Annotated in this window: 15 protein-coding genes, 2 tRNA genes and 1 pseudogene; 10 read left to right on the forward strand and 8 right to left on the reverse strand. The window is 71.4% G+C overall.

Translation table 11 applies throughout. The features are described from left to right. Positions 1-20: 20 nt before the first annotated feature. From ADL25_RS10000 to ADL25_RS10030, 7 genes are all read left to right on the forward strand, one after another. Positions 21-368, forward strand: a complete 348-nt coding sequence (locus ADL25_RS10000) for a hypothetical protein (protein ID WP_059127309.1) — start codon at positions 21-23, stop codon at positions 366-368. Beyond that, positions 365-1,096 carry a DNA cytosine methyltransferase gene (locus ADL25_RS10005; RefSeq protein WP_059127310.1) on the forward strand — a complete coding sequence of 244 codons (732 nt, stop codon included), beginning with the start codon at positions 365-367 and terminating at the stop codon, positions 1,094-1,096. The genes ADL25_RS10000 and ADL25_RS10005 overlap by 4 nt, the downstream gene beginning before the upstream one ends. Next, positions 1,093-1,986, forward strand: coding sequence for a bifunctional DNA primase/polymerase (locus ADL25_RS10010; protein WP_234380809.1), 894 nt, complete (start codon positions 1,093-1,095; stop codon positions 1,984-1,986). The genes ADL25_RS10005 and ADL25_RS10010 overlap by 4 nt, the downstream gene beginning before the upstream one ends. After that, entirely contained in the window at positions 1,983-2,399 is a 417-nt protein-coding gene (locus ADL25_RS10015; protein ID WP_234380811.1) for a hypothetical protein, read from the forward strand. The genes ADL25_RS10010 and ADL25_RS10015 overlap by 4 nt, the downstream gene beginning before the upstream one ends. Beyond that, complete coding sequence (locus tag ADL25_RS10020) at positions 2,396-3,541, forward strand: DUF3631 domain-containing protein (RefSeq protein WP_059127313.1); 1,146 nt, start codon at positions 2,396-2,398, stop codon at positions 3,539-3,541. The genes ADL25_RS10015 and ADL25_RS10020 overlap by 4 nt, the downstream gene beginning before the upstream one ends. A gap of 184 nt (positions 3,542-3,725) precedes the next feature. Beyond that, positions 3,726-3,923 (forward strand): helix-turn-helix domain-containing protein, encoded by a 198-nt coding sequence (locus ADL25_RS10025; protein ID WP_040251532.1) that lies wholly within the window; start codon positions 3,726-3,728, stop codon positions 3,921-3,923. Beyond that, positions 3,923-5,197: a tyrosine-type recombinase/integrase gene (locus ADL25_RS10030; protein ID WP_059127314.1), complete on the forward strand. Its 1,275-nt coding sequence runs from the start codon at positions 3,923-3,925 to the stop codon at positions 5,195-5,197. Before ADL25_RS10025 ends, ADL25_RS10030 begins: the two co-directional genes overlap by 1 nt. Positions 5,198-5,278: 81 nt before the next feature. Here the strand turns inward: ADL25_RS10030 and ADL25_RS10035 are convergent. Together ADL25_RS10035 and ADL25_RS10040 are read right to left on the reverse strand one after the other, a co-directional pair. Then, positions 5,279-5,351: transfer RNA gene (locus tag ADL25_RS10035), tRNA-Arg, on the reverse strand. 218 nt (positions 5,352-5,569) lie between these two features. Further along, a tRNA-Ser gene (locus tag ADL25_RS10040) sits at positions 5,570-5,660 on the reverse strand. Between the two features lie 301 nt (positions 5,661-5,961). On the opposite strand from ADL25_RS10040, the gene ADL25_RS10045 reads away from it, so the two are divergent. Both ADL25_RS10045 and ADL25_RS10050 read left to right on the forward strand, forming a co-directional pair. Then, positions 5,962-6,441, forward strand: coding sequence for an SSI family serine proteinase inhibitor (locus tag ADL25_RS10045; protein WP_059127315.1), 480 nt, complete (start codon positions 5,962-5,964; stop codon positions 6,439-6,441). Positions 6,442-6,627: 186 nt separating this feature from the next. After that, complete coding sequence (locus ADL25_RS10050; RefSeq protein WP_059127316.1) at positions 6,628-10,638, forward strand: PAS domain-containing protein; 4,011 nt, start codon at positions 6,628-6,630, stop codon at positions 10,636-10,638. A gap of 87 nt (positions 10,639-10,725) precedes the next feature. On the opposite strand, the gene ADL25_RS10055 is transcribed toward ADL25_RS10050, so the two are convergent. The 6 genes and pseudogenes from ADL25_RS10055 to ADL25_RS10080 form a co-directional block, all read right to left on the reverse strand. After that, the gene (locus tag ADL25_RS10055; protein ID WP_079050289.1) at positions 10,726-12,369 is read right to left on the reverse strand and encodes a long-chain fatty acid--CoA ligase; all 1,644 of its coding nucleotides are present in this window, start codon (positions 12,367-12,369) and stop codon (positions 10,726-10,728) included. Positions 12,370-12,490: 121 nt separating this feature from the next. Continuing rightward, entirely contained in the window at positions 12,491-13,045 is a 555-nt protein-coding gene (locus ADL25_RS10060) for a SigE family RNA polymerase sigma factor (protein ID WP_059127318.1), read from the reverse strand. 168 nt (positions 13,046-13,213) lie between these two features. Then, entirely contained in the window at positions 13,214-14,380 is a 1,167-nt protein-coding gene (locus tag ADL25_RS10065) for a lipid-transfer protein (RefSeq protein WP_059127319.1), read from the reverse strand. Continuing rightward, positions 14,377-14,802 (reverse strand): MaoC family dehydratase, encoded by a 426-nt coding sequence (locus ADL25_RS10070; protein ID WP_059127320.1) that lies wholly within the window; start codon positions 14,800-14,802, stop codon positions 14,377-14,379. Before ADL25_RS10070 ends, ADL25_RS10065 begins: the two co-directional genes overlap by 4 nt. Further along, positions 14,799-15,751: pseudogene (locus tag ADL25_RS10075) on the reverse strand (bifunctional MaoC family dehydratase N-terminal/OB-fold nucleic acid binding domain-containing protein). Before ADL25_RS10075 ends, ADL25_RS10070 begins: the two are co-directional and overlap by 4 nt. 336 nt (positions 15,752-16,087) lie before the next feature. Beyond that, on the reverse strand, positions 16,088-16,399 hold the full coding sequence (locus ADL25_RS10080) for a hypothetical protein (RefSeq protein WP_059127321.1): 312 nt from the start codon (positions 16,397-16,399) through the stop codon (positions 16,088-16,090). Between the two features lie 270 nt (positions 16,400-16,669). Here ADL25_RS10080 and ADL25_RS10085 point away from each other — a divergent pair, with 270 nt between their 5' ends. Beyond that, positions 16,670-17,539, forward strand: a complete 870-nt coding sequence (locus tag ADL25_RS10085; RefSeq protein ID WP_059127322.1) for a bifunctional DNA primase/polymerase — start codon at positions 16,670-16,672, stop codon at positions 17,537-17,539. The last annotated feature ends 10 nt before the right edge of the window (positions 17,540-17,549 follow it).

Below are 17,549 nucleotides of genomic sequence, written 5' to 3' on the forward strand. Positions count from 1 at the left end.
AGGAACTGGAGACCTCCAGCATGACCGATCCGACCAGCAACGGGCGAGCAGCCGACGCGCCCCAGCCGGCCGTCAACTTCCGGGTGAAGACCGGGCCCGACGGCAGCACCGTCCTGGCCCTGCACATCGTCGCAGCGCCGTACCTCCTGCACGAGCACCGCTACGAGCTGGACCCGTACCTGACCCGCTCCCTGCTGCACGAGCTGACCCGCAACCTGCACGGCATCCCCGACCCCGGCCCGCGCCCCGAGGTCGCCGCCCTGCTCACCGCGCTCGACAGCGACGACCACACCGCCTTCACCACCGCACTGGACAACTACACCGCCCGCCTGCACCACCTGCTGACGGGCGGGGGCGAGCAGGCATGACACACCTCGTATCCCTGCCCCAGCACGGCCGACAGCCGCGCTTACTCGATCTGTTCTCGTGTGCCGGTGGCGCCGCCAAGGGCTACGAGCGTGCCGGGTTCGCCGTGGACGGCTGCGACGTCGCTCACCGGCCGAACTACCCCTTCCCGTACCACCGGGGCGACGCGCTCACCTACCTCGCGCACCTGATCGATACCGGCGAGATCCGGCGGTACGTGCTTGTGCACGCCTCCCCGCCCTGCCAGCACGGATGCGCCCTGACCGTGGGCACCAACGCCTCACAAGGATGGGGCCGTTCCCACGTCGACCTGGTCGCACCCACCCGCACACTGCTCGACAAGTCCGGCCTGCCGTACGTCATCGAGCAGCCCAACGGCCGCGCGGAGATCCGCAAAGACCTCACCCTGTGCGGCGAGATGTTCGGTCTCGGAGTGATCCGGCACCGCAACTTCGAGCTGGGCGGATGGACCACCGACCGGCCAGCCCACCGGCCGCACCGGGGCCGCGTGCGCGGGTACCGGCACGGCCGCTTCTACGACGGCCCGTACGTCGCCGCCTACGGCAACGGCGGCGGCAAACCCACCGTCCCCGAGCTGCAAGCCGCACTCGGCATCACCTGGACCGAGGTACGCGAGGAACTGACCGAGGCCATCCCACCCGCCTACACCGAATGGATCGGCCGCGCCCACCGCGCCACCCTTGCCCCCGCGTTGGGGGTGGCGGCGTGAACGAACACCTCATGCACGCCGCCTTGGACGCGGCAGAACGAGGCTGGCACGTCTTCCCCCTCCGGCCCGGCGGCAAGCCGCCGGCGCTGCACGGGGAGAAGTCCTGCACCCGCACCGGCGAGTGCGCCGACGGCCACCGCAAGTGGGAACAGCGCGCGACCACCGACCCCGATCGCATCCGTGCCGCCTGGTCGCACGCCCCGTACAACGTCGGTATCGCCACCGGCCCGTCCGGGCTGCTGGTCGTCGACCTGGACACGCCAGAGCACAAGGGCAGTTCGGACGCGCCTGACGGCGCGACAACCTTTGGAGCGCTCTGCGAGCGCGCCGGGCACACCGTCCCCGACACCTACCGCACCCGGACCCCGAGCGGCGGCAGCCACCTGTACTTCACCGCCCCGCCGGGCGTCCGACTGACCAACACCGCGGGCACCGTTGCCGATTCGGTCGACACCCGCGCATGGGGCGGCCACGTCGTCGCCGCCGGCAGCATCACCCCCGCCGGACGCTACGAAGCCCTGTGCGACCGCCTGGCGGCCCCTCTGCCCGAATGGCTGCACACCATCCTGCAACCCGCCCCCAAGCCGTCTCAGAGCCCCTCAGAGGCGTTAACGGGGCAATCACGCCGATATGCGGACGTAGCACTCGCCAACGAGACGCAGAACGTCGCCACAGCCCAACACGGCGAACGCGAGGCCAAGTTGTTCCGGGCGGCGCGAGCCTTGGGGCGGTTCGTCGCGTGGGGCGACCTCCCCCGGCACGTGGTTGAACAGGCTCTTCAGGCGGGGGGCGAGGCGGCCGGACTGTCCGCGTCCGAGTGCCGCTCCACTCTCCGCAGCGCCCTCAACTGGTCCATCACCCACAACCAGATCAGGAGGGAGACGGCATGAGCACCCCTCCCCGCCCCCGCCTGAAGAGCATCCCCTCCACCCCGACCGGGCCGCCTGTCGCTCCACAGCCTGTGGACACAACGGCCGTGGGCGAGCCGAAAGGCGCCGCCCGCAAGGGCGTCACTTCAGTCTTTCGCCCTGACCCGCACACCAGCACCGCCAGCGACCCCACACCGGAACGGCCCGGCATCCACATCTTCGCCCCACCCGTCTACCGGCATCACTGGGACGGGGCCCGCTGGTCCAAGCGCTACGGCGCCACGCCCACCGCCGCCTACGCCTGCCGATGCGGGCAGACCGACACCGCCCGCGGACAGCAAGACGTGGCCGACCTCGTCACCGAGTACGCCGCGCACAAGCACTTCTGCACCGGAGCCCCCAGCAAGCACACCGAAGGGAGGGCCGCTGCATGACCGACACCATCGACGGGGCCGCGCTGCTCGACGAGGTGGAAGCCTTCCACCGCCGCTTCAACGTCTTCCCACACGAGGCCGCCTACGTCGCGGTCGCGCTGTGGGACGCGCACGCCCACCTGCTCGACTGCTTCGACTCCACCCCACGGCTTGCATTCCTGTCCCCGGAACCGGGGTCGGGGAAGTCCCGGGCGCTGGAGATCGTGGAAACCCTCGTTCCCGCTCCCATGACGGCGGTCAACGCGTCCGCCGCCGCCCTGTTCCGGTCCGTGTCCAACCCCAGCGGCCGGCCGACGATCCTGTTCGACGAGATCGACACGATCTTCGGGCCCAAGGCAGGAGACAACGAGGAACTGCGCGGCTTCCTCAACGCCGGACATCGCCGCACCGGGGTCACCTACCGGTGCATCGGCGACGGCGGCAACCAGAGCGTGCAAGCCTTCCCGTCCTACTGCGCCGTCGCGGTCGCCGGACTCGGAGCACTGCCGGACACGATCATGACCCGCTCGGTCGTCATCCGGATGCGCCGACGGGCCCGCAACGAACGCGTGGAAGCCTTCCGCGCCCGCCTCCACGAGGCGGAGGGGCACAAGCTCCGTGACCAGCTCGCGCAGTGGACCGAGCACGCGCGCGACTCGGTCATGGGGGCGTGGCCGAAGATGCCCGACGGCGTCACCGACCGACCCGCGGACGTGTGGGAGCCCCTGCTCGCCATCGCCGACGCGGCCGGCGGGCAGTGGCCCGAGCGGGCGCGCAAGGCATGCGTGGCACTGGTGACCGCATCCAAGGCCAACGACAAAGGCAGTCTCGGCGTCCGACTGCTGGCCGACCTGCGGGATCACGTCCTGGTCGGTATCGACCGCCTGCCCACCGTCGCCATCCTCGATCGCCTCAACGCCCTGGACGACGCCCCCTGGGCCGACCTGCACGGCAAGCCGCTCGACAACCGGCGCCTGTCCCGGATGCTCGCCGAGTACATGACGACCGACAACGAGCCCATCGCCTCCCGCAACATCAAGGCAGCAGGGAGCGTCCTCAAGGGCTACTACGCCGCCGATCTGTGGGACGCGTGGGCCCGCTACTGCCCCCCACCCCCGGAAAGTCCGCTACCTCCGCTACCCGGCACCGAAAACAGGGTCTGACCTGCGACAACGCGGTAGCGGCAACCGGCCCTGATTGCCGCTACCGCTCCGCTACCCATCCGCTACCGCTACCCCTTCCCGCTACCTCCAACAGGCCCCTGACCTGCGAGGTAGCGGCGGTAGCGGAAGTAGCGCCCCTCAGAAGGGGGCCCCGACCGGCCCCGCCTGCCCACGGAGGTTCGACGTGCTCACCGCCGTACCCACGACGCCTGAAGCCTTGACCGTTCCGGAGGTCATGGAGGCTCTGCGGATCAGCCGCTTCAAGGTCTACGACCTGATCCGCTCCAACGAACTCCCCAGCATCAAGATCGGACGGGCCCGTCGCGTCCCGGTCGACAGCGTTCGCGCGTACCTGCGCGACCGATTGGAGGAAGCTGCCTGATGGCCAAGCGACGCGCCAACGGCGAAGGAACGATCACCAAGCGCACCGACGGGCGCTATCAGGCCGCCGCCTACGTCTATCGCCCGGACGGCACCCGCACCCGAAAATTCGTGTACGGCAAGACCCGCGAGGAAGTGGCGGGCAAACTCACCGAGTTGCAGGAGAAGACCCGTCAGGGAATCCCAGCCGCATCCTCAACGATGGCGTTCGGCGACTACCTGACCTACTGGCTCGCCACCATCGCTCCGGAACGGCTCAAGCCCGCCACCCTCAACAGCTACGAGGGGTTGACCCGGCTCTACATCCGACCAGCACTCGGCAAGAAGCGGCTCAACCGGCTCTCCCCGGCGGACGTGCGCCGATTCCTGACCGAGTTCAAAGGCTCTTGCCTCTGCTGCCTGCGCGGTGCCGACCACGACCGCCCGGAGGGAAAGCGCGGGTGCTGTGCTGTGGGCAAGTGCTGCAAGCGGCTTCCGTCCGCTCGGACAGTCCAGTACGTACACGCCGTGCTCCGATCGGCCCTACAGCAAGCGATGCGCGAAGAGCTGATCGCTCGGAACGTCGCGCGCATCGTCGAGACCCCGACAGTCACACCCAAGGAAGTGCGGCCCCTGGACGGCGCCGAAGTCCGGATCCTGCTCAAGACCGCTCGTACACACCGGCTGTACGCGCTATGGCTGCTGCTCGTGTCGACCGGGCTACGGCGCGGGGAAGCGCTTGCCCTCACGTGGTCGGACATCGACCTCACGAACCGACAGCTCCGGGTGCGCCGGAACGTGCAGCGCATCCGACGGGAACTCCTCTTCGGAACGCCGAAGACCACACGGTCCATCCGTACGGTGTCCCTGCCACAGCACCTCGTGCGAGCGCTCACCCACCACCGCGAGCAGCAAGAGCGCGAACGCAAGGTCGCAGGAAAGAAGTGGCAGCCGGCGCCGGACCAGCCCGACGGACTGATCTTCAACACACAGACAGGGCGGGTCATCGACCCTCGCAGCCTCAACAGGATGCTGACGATCCTTTGCAGGGATGCGAACGTGCGGCGCGTCAGGGTCCACGACCTACGGCACACGTGCGCCTCCCTCCTGCTCTCACGAGGGGTGGACGCTCGGACGATCATGGAGACGCTCGGCCACAGCACCATCACGATGACGCTCGACACCTACGCGCACGTGATGGACACGACCTTGCGGGCCGCCGCGGAACGCATGGACGACGCTCTGAATCTCGATGATCCCGACGAAGGGTCGGAAGGGCTGACGTCGGACGGCTGAGGGTGTCCTTCCCGGCACACTGATGTCAGCCGTTGATGTCAAAGGCCCCGACGGGAAACCCGTCGGGGCCTTTGACCTGTGTGCACTCGGCAGGATTCGAACCTGCAACCTTCTGATCCGTAGTCAGATGCTCTATCCGTTAAGCTACGAGTGCTTGTTCTTCTGTTTTTTCTCCGCCACTCCCGGCCCTTGCGGCCCGCTCTCGGCGACAGGAAGAACATTACATGACTGCCGCCGCCATGTGAAATCCATTTGGCAAACCCCTTGTGACCTGCGAAAACGCCATATCCGGCGGATGCGCACGACCCCTCTTGACAGCCCGGGGAACGCCGAAGCCCCGGCCGTACGGACCGGGGCTTCGGTGATCGAACGCGGAGGCGGAGGGATTTGAACCCTCGATGGGCTTTAAGGCCCAAACCGCATTAGCAGTGCGGCGCCATAGACCGGACTAGGCGACGCCTCCAGCACAACCGCTCCCGCGCGAGCGCGAGTGGTGCGTGCAGATGATGACACAGCCGAGCGGGGTGTCACCAATCGACCCCCACGGTACTAGGCGGAAAGGCCGCAGGGCAAAGCACTGGGCCGCGAACCGCACCGCGGATCCGAAGGCGGCGCCCCGAGGCCCGGCTCCCGACGCGTCCGCCCGGCCGCCTCCCGCGCGGTGCCCCCGCCAGGACCCCTCGCCGGGTCCCGCGAGCGGGCCGAAAGGACCACGGCCGGTGCAGGGAGCGCAACCGTCCCCCGCCGCCGCCGTTAGTCCCTGCATGGTCCAGTTCATCTCACGCGGCATGGTCCTCGGTGCCGTCCTCCTTCTCTCCGCGGCCGCGGCACCCGTCACCGCGCATGCCCACGGCCGCGCCCCCGCCCCCCGTGGCGACCGGCTCGTGGTCACCGTGCGCCACGCGGGACAGGCCGACGGGACGTACGTACTGCGCTGTCATCCCGACCTCGGCAGCCACCCGGACCCCGTCCGCGCCTGCCGCACGCTCGACAGGAGGACCGTCTGGGGCCGGGACCCCTTCGCTCCGGTACCGCCGCGCAGTCTGTGCACGATGCAGTACGGGGGTCCGGCGACCGCCCACGTCACCGGGGTCTGGGCCGGGCGGCCGGTCGACGCCCGCTACAGCCGCGGCGACGGCTGTCAGATGTCCCGCTGGGACGACCTGGTGCCCCTACTGCCGGACGTTCGTTCGCAGAATCCGCCCCGGCGGATCCTCGCCGGCCCGGGACGACGTCACGGGTGATACGCGGGTTCCGCCCGTCGACCTGCGCGGTCACAGGTTCTGCGAGACTTCCGCGTGCGACCTCCCTCTCATCCGGGGCCGCAGGCTGGGCCTCTGCCCGTAGAATCCCCCCGTGACACGCTGCGGGCCGATTGGCAAGATGGCCTCCGCGGTCGGCAAGGTGCGGTAACAGGGAGGAAGCGTCTCGTGAGCAGCAGGCCATCCCGAGGCGCTGCTCGCCTCGCTGCCATACTGGATGCGCTTCCGGACGCACTGGTGCTGGTCAACGCCAACGGAACGGTCGTCAACGCCAACACCATCGCCCTCGAGGCCTTCGAGACGCCCGGGACCGCTCTGGTCGGGCGCGGACTGCTCGACCTGCTGCCCCACTTCGACTCGCGGCTGATCCCCGGGTCCATGCGGCAGCCCGATTCCCTCGATGCCAACGGCCGGACCAAGCCGACGCGGATGATTGCACGCCGCACGGACGGCAGCGAGTTCCCCGTCGAGGTCACCAGCGCCAACCTCGAGGACGGCCGGCAGGCGTACGACGGCCACGGCTACACCGGCGACGAGCTGCTGATGCTCGTGGTCCGCGATCTGTCCGGCACCGTCGACACCGAGGCCGAACTCGCCCGCTCGCAGCGGCAGACCGAGATGATCCTTCGCGCCGCGGCCGAGGGTGTGGTGGGCACGGACACCGACGGCCGGGTCGTGCTCGTCAACCCGGCCGCGGCCCAGATCCTCGGTTACCGCGCCAGCGATCTGGGCGGCAAGGAGCTGCACACCCTCGTGCTGCACTCGCGCGAGGACGGCTCCCCCTTCCCGTACACCGAGTCGCCGCTGCACGACACCCTGCGCTCCGGGCGCAAGCACCGGGTGCGCGGGCAGGTGCTGTGGTCCAAGAGCGGGGACAGAGTCCCGGTCGACCTGACGACCGCGCCCGTGCGCGACGGCGACCAGCTCGTCGGCGCCGTCATGACGTTCACCGACCGGCGCCCGTTCGACGCGCTCACGGCGGAGAAGGAGGAGTCGCTCAAGCAGCACGAGCAGGAGCTCGAGCGACTCGCCAAGGAGCACGAGGAAGAGCTGCGGCGGCTGCGCGAGGAGCACGCCGCCGAGCTCGCCGAGCTGCACGAACGGCACGCGGAGGAGATCGCGGCCGGCGACGAGCGCTATGCGGCGCTCGGCGAGCGTGAAAAGGACCGCTACGAGGCCCTGACCGCTCGGCACGATCAACTGCTCTCCCTGCTGGGGCAGTCGTTGCGCGGCCCCCTCGACGAACTGCGCGGCGGCCTGTCCAAGCTCGCCGCGGACGATGCCGGCCAGCTGTGGCCCGAGGCCAACCAGGTGCTCCACCACCTCGCGGCCGGCTACTCGCGCATCACCACGCTCGTCGACAACGTCCTCGGCTACCAGCGCCTGGACGCCGGCGAGGTCCCGCTCGTCCGCACCGCCGTCATGCTCGACGCGGTGGTCGCCGCCGGTGTCGACGGTGCCGTCGAGCTGATCGGGCCCGGCCGTGTGCAGTTCGCCGTCCACGCCCCGCCCATCGAGGCCGAGGTCGACCCGCAGCGGCTCGCACAGGCCCTCGCGCACCTCGTGGCGGACGTGGCGGGCGTCGACGCCACGGGCAACGCGCCCGTCTCGGCGGGCGGTTACATGGACAACACCGTCGTCGTCGCGGCCGCCCAGCGCGGCGAGGTCGTCCGCATCGAGGTGCGCGGCCCGTACGCCGGGGGCGACCCGGTCCACCAGCCGATCGTCAGCGGCATCGTGCGCGCGCACGGCGGTGTGCTGCAGACGCACGAGGTGCCGGGGATGAGCGGCAACGCGTTTGTGCTCGAGGTGCCGATCGGCGGCGGTGCCGGGGCGATGACGCCACCCCCGGCCGTGACTCCCGCGGAAGAGCCCGCGACCGGGCAGACGCCCGAGGAGCAGGCGGCACCGCAGGGCGGCGGACGGCGGCGGGCCCGCCGGTCGTCCGTGGACGCCTTCCTGGAGAGCGAGTCGGACACTCCCGCCGCCTCCGACCCGGCCGCCGCGCCCACCGGTCGACGCAGGCGGCGCGCGGCGGAGGAGAAGGCCGCCGGGGCGCCGGCGCCGGCCGCCGCGACGGACGAGAGCGGTGCCGAGACCTCGGCCTCCGGCGGTACGGGACGACGACGCGGACGCCCGAGCCCGGTCGACAAGGGTGCCGAGGGGGTGTCCGAGGGTTCCGTGACGACCGCCGCCGAACACGCCGCCGGCAGCCCCGCTTCGGCCAGCGGGCTGGGGCAGGCCGTGTCGCCACGGGGCGTACCCGCGGGCCAGGGCTCCCGCGGTGAGCTCGCGCCGCAGGCGCTGCCCCCCGCACTGCCCGCGGTGGCCACCCCGGCGTCCGACGAGGCCGACCCGGCGCCCACCGGGCGTCGCCGACGCGCCCTGGCCGCCGCGAACGAGCGTGCCGCCGCGGCCGATTCCGCTCCCCGGACGGTGTTCGCACTGCCGCCGGCCAAGGCGGACCGCACACCGGAGCGGGACGCTCCCGACCCCGTTCGGGCCGCGGACGGCGGCCACGACCAGGTGTCGCACGACCAGGCCCAGGACCACACGCCCCCTCAGCCCCATCCCGTGTCCGCGCCCACGGGCCGCCGTCGGGCCCGTCAGGCTTCCGGGCAGGCTCCCGCCGCGACGGTGCCGGCTCAAAGCGTGCCCGCGCAGCCGACACCCGGCCAGGGTGTCCCCGCACAAGGTGCCCCCGCGCCCGCGGTCGCCAAAGCGGCCGTTCCCCCGCAGGGGACCGCGCCGCAGAGCCCGATGGGCGGCCGGCAGGCGGCGGGGCAGTCCGCCCCCGCTCCATCGGCCCCTGCCGCGCTCGCACCGGCTCCGTCGGTGCCCGCGCAGGCGGCCCCCGCGGGCGGTGTCCCCCAGGGGGCCACACGCACCCCCGCGCCCGCGCAGTCATGGCCGGCCTCCGGTGACACCACGGGCGCCGGGACGCCCGTGCCCGCGCAGCAGACGCCCGCGGCAGGCACCGCACCGGCCCCGGAGCGCACCGCCCGGCCGCGCACCGCCCAGCCCCTGCCCGCCGAGGCCGCCGCGCCCGTCGACCCCAACTCGACGCAGGGCCGGGCGATCAGTGTGCGGACGCTCGGGCAGGGTGTGCCCTTCGCCCGTCAGGGGACACAGCCGCAGGCACAGCCCCGCTCCCAGTCGCCGACACCTGCGCCGCACCAGCCCGCCGGCTCGGCGCGCCGTCGCAAGCTCGGCACGCCGCCCGACCCGGCGGGCGCGAGCCCGGAGACGGCGGCCCGCCAGCATCCGCAGGGCTCCTCGGCCCAGCCGTCGTTGGCCGGGCAGTCCCGTCTCGCAGGCGCCAGCGAGGGCGCCGGGCGGTCGTACGCCATAGGAGCCCCGGACAAGAACGCGGACGAAGGACCCGAGCCGCTCGACGGGCCCGGCGGTGCCGTCGAGGTCGCCGATCAGCCCCAGACGCGGCCGTTGGACGACGAGCTGCCCCCCGAGCCGCTGGACAACCCGCGCCGGCTGCTCGTGTGGCCCGCCCCGGACGTGACGACCCAGCAGGCCCTCAGCGACCGCGGCTACCGGCCCGTCATCGTCAACTCCCGTGAGGAGGTCGACGCGCAGATCGCCGCCTTCCCGGCCGCGCTCTTCGTCGACCCGCTGACCGGTCCGATCACCCGCAAGGCGCTCCAGTCGCTGCGCCAGGCGGCGGTCGCCGCCGAGGTGCCCGTACTGGTCACGGCAGGACTCGGCCAGGCGACACGCGAGGCCGCGTACGGCGCCGATCCGGCCGTGCTCCTGAAGGCACTGGCACCACGCGACTCCGAGCAGCACCCTCCGCGCGTCCTGCTCGTCGAGGAGCACGCGGAGATCGCACTCGCTCTCACGGCGACGCTGGAACGGCGCGGAATGCAGGTCGCACGGGCCGCCTCGGACACGGACGCGGTCACGCTGGCCGCTCAGATGCGGCCGAACCTGGTGGTGATGGACCTGATGCAGGTCCACCGCCGGCAGGCCGGGGTCGTTGACTGGCTGCGGGCGAACAACCTGCTCAACCGCACCCCGCTCGTCGTCTACACCGCCGCCGTCGACCAGGCCGATCTGCCCCGGCTGGTCTCCGGCGAGACGGTGCTGTTCCTCGCGGAGCGTTCGACGACCCCCGAGGTGCAGGACCGGATCGTGGACCTACTGGCCCGGGTCGGCACGAACTGACCGGACCACGAAGCCCGTCGTGCATGCACGGGGGAGCCGGTGCGGCGTCCGTCGTGGAACACCGCCCCGGCTCCCCTGTCGTGCGGGTCAGATCTGCGTGATCTCCAGTTCACCCGCCGCGTACTGCCTGCGCAGCACCTTCTTGTCGAACTTGCCGACACTCGTCTTGGGCACCGCGGCGACGATCGTCCAGCGCTCGGGCAGCTGCCACCTGGCGATCTTGGCTTCTTCCGCGAGGAACAGGCGGAGTGCGCCGAAGTCCGCGGTGGCGCCCTCCTTCAGCACCACCGTGGCGAGCGGGCGCTCCCCCCACCTGTCGTCCGGGACGGCGACGACGGCGGCCTCGGCGACGTCCGGGTGGGACATCAGGGCGTTCTCCAGGTCGACGGACGAGATCCACTCGCCGCCGGACTTGATGACGTCCTTGGCACGGTCGGTGAGGGTCAGGAAGCCGTCGGGGCTTATCGTCCCGACGTCCCCGGTCTTGAGCCAGCCGTCCTCGCTGAACTTGTCGGCGGGACGCAGCGGATCGGCGTCGGGGCCGTTGTAGTAGGCCCCGGCGATCCACGGGCCGCGCACCTCCAGTTCGCCCGCCGACTCGCCGTCCCAGGGCAGCCGCTCGCCGCCGGGGCCGGTGAGCCGCGCCTCGACTCCGGCCGGGAAGCGCCCCTGGGTCAGCCGGTACGCGAACTCCTCGTCGGTGCCCACCGCATGGGCCGGCGGCCTCGCCACCGTGCCGAGCGGGGAGGTCTCGGTCATGCCCCAGGCGTGGCAGACCCGCATGCCGAGCTTGTCGAAGGCTTCCATGAGCGAGGGCGGGCAGGCCGAGCCGCCGATGGTGACCTGGGTGAGGGACGACACCTCACGCGGCCGGGCGGTCAGCTCGGCGAGCAGGCCCTGCCAGATGGTGGGGACCGCCGCGGCGTGCGTGGGCCGCTCGTTCTCGATCATCTCGGCGAGCGGCGCGGGCTGCAGGAAGCGGTCCGGCATGAGGAGGTTGACTCCCGTCATGAAGGTGGCGTGCGGCAGACCCCAGGCGTTGACATGGAACTGCGGAACCACGACGAGCGAGGTGTCCTCGTCGGTGAGACCCATGGACTGGGTCATGTTGACCTGCATCGAGTGCAGATAGACGGAACGGTGGGAATAGACCACGCCCTTGGGGTCGCCGGTCGTGCCGGAGGTGTAGCACATGGCGGCGGCCTGGAGTTCGTCCAGCTCCGGCCAGTCGTAGTCGACCGGCTTCCCGGCGATCAGGTCCTCGTACTCGTGCACCTGGGCGCTTGCCTCGGAGAGCAGCGAACGGTCACCGGGGCCCGACACGACCACGTGCTCGACCGACTTGAGGTGCGGCAGGAGGGGAGCGATCAGCGGCAGGAGGGAGCCGTTGACGATGACCACCCGGTCGGCGGCGTGGTTGACGATCCAGGTCAACTGCTCCACCGGCAGTCGCAGGTTGAGCGTGTGCAGTACGGCACCCATGCAGGGGATCGCGAAGTAGGCCTCGACGTGCTCGGCGTTGTTCCACATCAGGGTGGCCACGCGGTCGTCGGCCCGGACGCCGAGATCCTCGTGCAGAGCGTGCGCCAACTGGGCCGCGCGGGCGCCGACCTGGGCGTACGAGCGGCGCTGCGGCGAGCCCTCACCGGTCCAGGTGGTCACCTGAGACGATCCGTGGACCGTGGATCCGTGGGTCAGGATCCTCGAGATCAGCAGCGGTACGTCCTGCATCGTGCTCTGCACGGCGTCCTCCCGGGGCGACGTTGCCTACGCGGTAGTAGGGGGGTAGCGCATTCTGCGCACATACCGCTCGGTATGTCACTAGCCCTCGGGATGATCGATCAGGGTCCGCTCAGGATGCCTGGCGCACGGGCTCCAGCTCGGGGTCCTCGCGGAGCTTGCCGAGCGCCCGGGACACCGCCGACTTGACCGTGCCGATGGACACACCGAGCACCTCGGCCGTCTGGGCCTCGCTCAGGTCCTCGTAGTAGCGCAGGACCACCATCGCGCGCTGGCGTGCGGGCAGTTTCATGACGGCCCGCCACATGGCGTCGTGCAGCGCCTGCTCCTCGGCGGGATCCGCGCCCGGCGTCCCCTCGGGCTCGGGCAGCTCGTCGCAGACGAACTCGTCGACCTTGCGCTTGCGCCACTGCGAGGTCCGGGTGTTCAGCAGGGCCCTGCGGACGTACCCGTCGAGCGCACGGTGGTCCTCGATCCGCTCCCAGGCGACGTACGTCTTCGCCAGAGCGGTCTGCAGCAGGTCCTCGGCGTCGCTCGGATTGGCGGTCAGCGACCGGGCGGTGCGCAGCAGCACCGGCTGGCGGGCCTTCACGTACGACGAGAACGACGGGTACGGGAGGGTCCGCGTCATGGCGTTCGAAGCGCTGGTGCAGACGGGTGTGGTCATGGCTCCACGCTAGGTTCGCCCGGTGTTGCGGCGGATCGGCCGGAGGTCCCGAAGCGGTGTCCCCCTCAGGTTGTAGGCGGGGGGCCGACCCCACCTCCTGAAGGTGGACGAGCCTGTACGCCCCCCTGAGGGTTCATCCCTGAGAGCCGGGCACCGGGGCATCGGTCATCAGCCCTCCGCCGTCAGGATCAGACCCGAGGTGGGAACGCCGGTCCCCGCGGTGACCAGCGTGCGGGCGGCACCGGGTATCCCGTTCGCCACCGTGCCGCGCAGTTGCCGTACGGCCTCCGCGATACCGTTCATCCCGTGCAGATACGCCTTCCCGAGCTGCCCTCCGTGGGTGTTCAACGGCAGGGTCCGCGAGGCCACGAAACCGGCCGCCGCGCCGGGCTCGCAGAACCCGAACTCCTCCAGCTGCATCAGCACGAACGGCGTGAAGTGGTCGTAGAGGACGGCAACATCGATGTCCGCGGGCCCCATCCCCGACGTCCGCCACAGCTGGCGGGCCACCACGCCCATCTCGGGCAGTCCACTCAGGTCGTCCCGGTAGAAGCTGGTCATCTGCTCCTGCGCGCGTCCTGCGCCCTGGGCGGCGGCCGCGACCACGGCCGGGACGTGCGGCAGGTCGCGCGCCCGCTCCACTGAGGTGACCACCAGCGCCTGGCCGCCGTCCGTCTCCTGGCAGCAGTCGAGCAGCCGCAGCGGCTCCACGATCCAGCGGGAGGCCGCGTGGTCGGCGAGCGTGATCGGCCGGCCGTGGAAGTACGCCGCCGGGTTCGTGGCCGCGTAGGCACGGTCCACGACGGCCACCTGGCCGAACGCGTCCGGCGTCAGCCCGTGGGTGTGCAGATACCGCTGGGCGGCCATCGCCACCCAGGAGGCGGGGGTGAGCAGCCCGGCCGGCAGGGACCAGCCGAGGGCCACGCCCTCGGCCGACGCCTCGCGGTGCTGTACGCCGGAGCCGAAGCGGCGGCCCGAGCGCTCGTTGAACGCGCGGTAGCACACCACGACCTCGGCCACCCCCGCCGCCACGGCGAGCGCGGCCTGCTGGACCGTCGCACAGGCGGCGCCGCCGCCGTAGTGGATGCGGGAGAAGAAGGACAGCTCGCCGATGCCGGCCGCCTGGGCCACGGTGATCTCGGGACTGGTGTCCATCGTGAAGGTCACCATGCCGTCCACGTCCGCCGGGGACAACCCGGCGTCGTCCAGCGCGGCCCGCACCGCCTCCACCGCAAGCCTCAGCTCACTGCGCCCCGAGTCCTTGGAGAACTCGGTGGCCCCGATCCCCACGACCGCCGCCCGTCCGCCGAGCGTGTCCTTCGCCCGTACGCTCATCCCGCACCCCAGCCCGGAAGGGTGAGGGTGACCGTGCCCGTGACGTGCCGGCCGATGCCGTTCGAGCCGACCACACCCACCGTGACCGTCTCCCCGTCGGCCTCCTCGACCGTCCCGGTCAGCACCATCGTGTCGCCGGGGCGGTTGGGCGCGCCGAGCCGGACGGCCACCTTGCGCAGGACCGCGTTCGGGCCGAAGTGGTCCGTGACGTACCGCCCGACCAGGCCGTTGGTCGTCAGGATGTTCATGAAGATGTCGGGGGACCCCTTCCGGCGGGCCGACTCCGGGTCGTGGTGCACGTCCTGGTAGTCGCGGGAGGCGATCGCGCCGGCCACGATCAGCGTGCGCGTGATCTCGATCTCCAGCGGCGGCAGCCGCGTCCCGACCCGCACCGCACCGGCCTGTGGCCCACCGCCCCTCATCCCGGCTCCTCTCCGTGGCCGATCGGCTCCCCCGATCGCCCGTCCCCGTCGAGGGGCCGGAAGACCGGGAGTTGCAGCTCCTCGTCGTACCGGTGGAACTCCAGGCGTACGGGCATGCCGATGCGCACCTTGTCGCACGGCACCCCGACCACGTCGGCGACGATCCGCACGCCCTCCGCCAGCGCGATCAGGCCGACCGCGTACGGAGGGTCGAAGGCGGGGAAGGGCGGGTGGTGCACGACGACGTAGGAGTAGACCGTCCCCTCGCCGCCGGCCTCGACCGTGTCCCAGTCCGGCGAGCCGCACGCACCGCACCCCGGCAGCCAGGGGAAGCGCGGTGTGCCGCAGCCGGAGCACCGCTGGATCAGCAGCCGGTGCCGCGCGACACCCTCCCAGAACCCGGCGTTGTCCCGGTTGATCACCGGCCGGGGCCTTCGGGCGCCGGTACCGCCGGGGGCGGGGGCGTACTTGAGGATCCGGAACCGGTGGATGCCCACCGGCTCACCCGCCACCGGTACGTCCATCCGCGTCGTGACGAAGTACCCGGTGCCGAGCTTCGTCCGCTTCCGGTCCGAGACCGACTCGATCACCGCGTCGAACGTGACCTCGTCCCCGGGCCGCAGCGGACGCAGGTACTCCTGCTCGCAGTCGGTGGCGACGACGGAGGTGCAGCCGGCCTCGTCGAGCAGGCCGAGCAGCTCGTCGAACGCCTCCGTGCGCCCCGCGTGGCCGGAGAGGCCGCCCATCGTCCACACCTGGAGCATGGTGGGCGGGGCGATCGCGTCCGGACCGGTGTAGGCGGGGTTGGTGTCACCCATCACCTCGCACCAGTGCCGGATCATCGGCGCGTTGACCGGATCCCTGCCGACGCCCGCGACGGCGGGGGGGGGCGCCCCGCGTACGTCCTGAGGCGCCCGGCCGGCTCCTGCTCTGCCGTGGTGGAGCGCACCGAGACGTCCTCCTCGCCCTCGGCCGTCACCGCCGCCCTCCTCGCGTTCCGGACCACTGCGTCGCGACGGTATCCCGCTGCACCTCGCCGGTGTTCGGCATGACCATCGGGCCTCCCGGACCTCGTTACGGAGACGGGGTTGTTCCTCACGACGGTCCCTGACTGCCCGTCAGATGCGGTCGTCTGTCAAGGTCGCGGTACCCCTTGGAGGACACCCACGGGCAGGGGAAAACGTCCGCGCGACGGCACCGAAGTGCCGCCGCGCGGACGTGTGATGACCCTGGAAAGCACACACCGTGGGAGTTCAGGGCCGGCGGGCGCGCACCGGCCCCTGGCTCACCACAGCTTGGTGAAGTTGATGGCCACGGTCTCGTTCCTCTGGTCGATGGCCGTGAACGCCGAGCCGTTCACCTGAGCGGTGTTGCTCCGGTTCGAGGCGCCGAAGCCGACCGCCTGCTGCTGCGTGGTGGACGAGTTCCCCCTGTTGTCGCGTCCGACCCCGCTGCCGGTGATGCTCGCGGCTGCCGCGTTCGATCCGTCGTCCGCGAACGCGCCGTTGTCCGCCGAGGCGACGCCCGCGAAGAGAGTGGCGGCGAGCGGCAGGGCAGCGACGACGGCGAGGACACGAGCGGTACGGATGATTGCCATGTGTTTCCTCCAGAACTCCGTACGATCCGGCCTGGTCACCGGGTTGTACGTGAAGTAGGGCTGCTTCCGGGGCAGTTGGCCGACCGCCTCGGACGATGTACGACGTCGCGACTTCAGAGTTGCCCACCGATTCCCCGGCAAATCACCCATCACCCTGCGATCCCCCTCAAGCGTGATGAAGTGTCGATAAACCCTTTTCGCCACATTCCCACATCATGAACCCCGCCGGATCCTCTTCCCTTTTTCGAACATACGTACGAACATAGGAGCATGGCCACCATCGATCGGAAGGCCACCACGCTGGCCCTGGCCCACGCCCTGTCCGCCGCGGAACGCGGACTGGCGGTGATCCCGCTGTCCCGGACGAAGCTGCCCGCCCTGCGCTCCCCCCACCGCGACGACCCCGATCCGACCGCCCCCACCTGTCACGGCGAGTGCGGCCGTTTCGGGCACGGGGTCTACGACGCGTCCACCGAGCCCCGCCGCATCCGGGAACTGTTCGCCGCCGCGCCCTGGGCCACCGGCTACGGCATCGCCTGCGGCCTGCGGCCCCACCATCTGATCGGCATCGACCTCGACACCAAGTCCGGAACCGACTCCTCGGCGGCACTGCGCGAACTCGCACTGCGCCATCTGTTCACCATCCCGGAGACAGTGGTCGTACTGACACCGAGCGGCGGCCGCCATCTGTGGCTGAGCGGCCCGCCGGACGTCGTCGTACCGAACTCGGCGGGCCGGCTCGCCCCCGGCATCGACATCCGGGGTGCCGGTGGCTATCTGGTCGGCCCCGGCTCGCGCACCGAACGCGGGGTGTACGGCACGGCCCCGGGCACCGCTCAGCTGGCACCCGCGCCCTGCCCTCCCGCCCTGCTGCGGCTGCTCCTGCCTCCCCCACGCACCGCCGGCCGCCATGCCCTGCCCTCGTCGACCGACAGGCACGGGCAGGGCCTTGTCCAGTTCGTCCTCGCCGCGCACGAGGGCCAGCGCAACACCCGCCTCTTCTGGGCCGCCTGCCGGGCGTACGAGAACGGGATCGGCCCGGAGCTCGCCCCCGCACTGGTCGACGCGGCGGTCCGCACCGGCCTCACCGAACGCGAGGCCCGCTCGACCGTCGCATCGGCGGCACGGATGACGGCGTGAGCGGGCCGGA

Source organism: Streptomyces sp. NRRL F-5122 (genome assembly GCF_001507435.1).
Classification (GTDB): Bacteria; Actinomycetota; Actinomycetes; order Streptomycetales; family Streptomycetaceae; genus Streptomyces; species Streptomyces lannensis.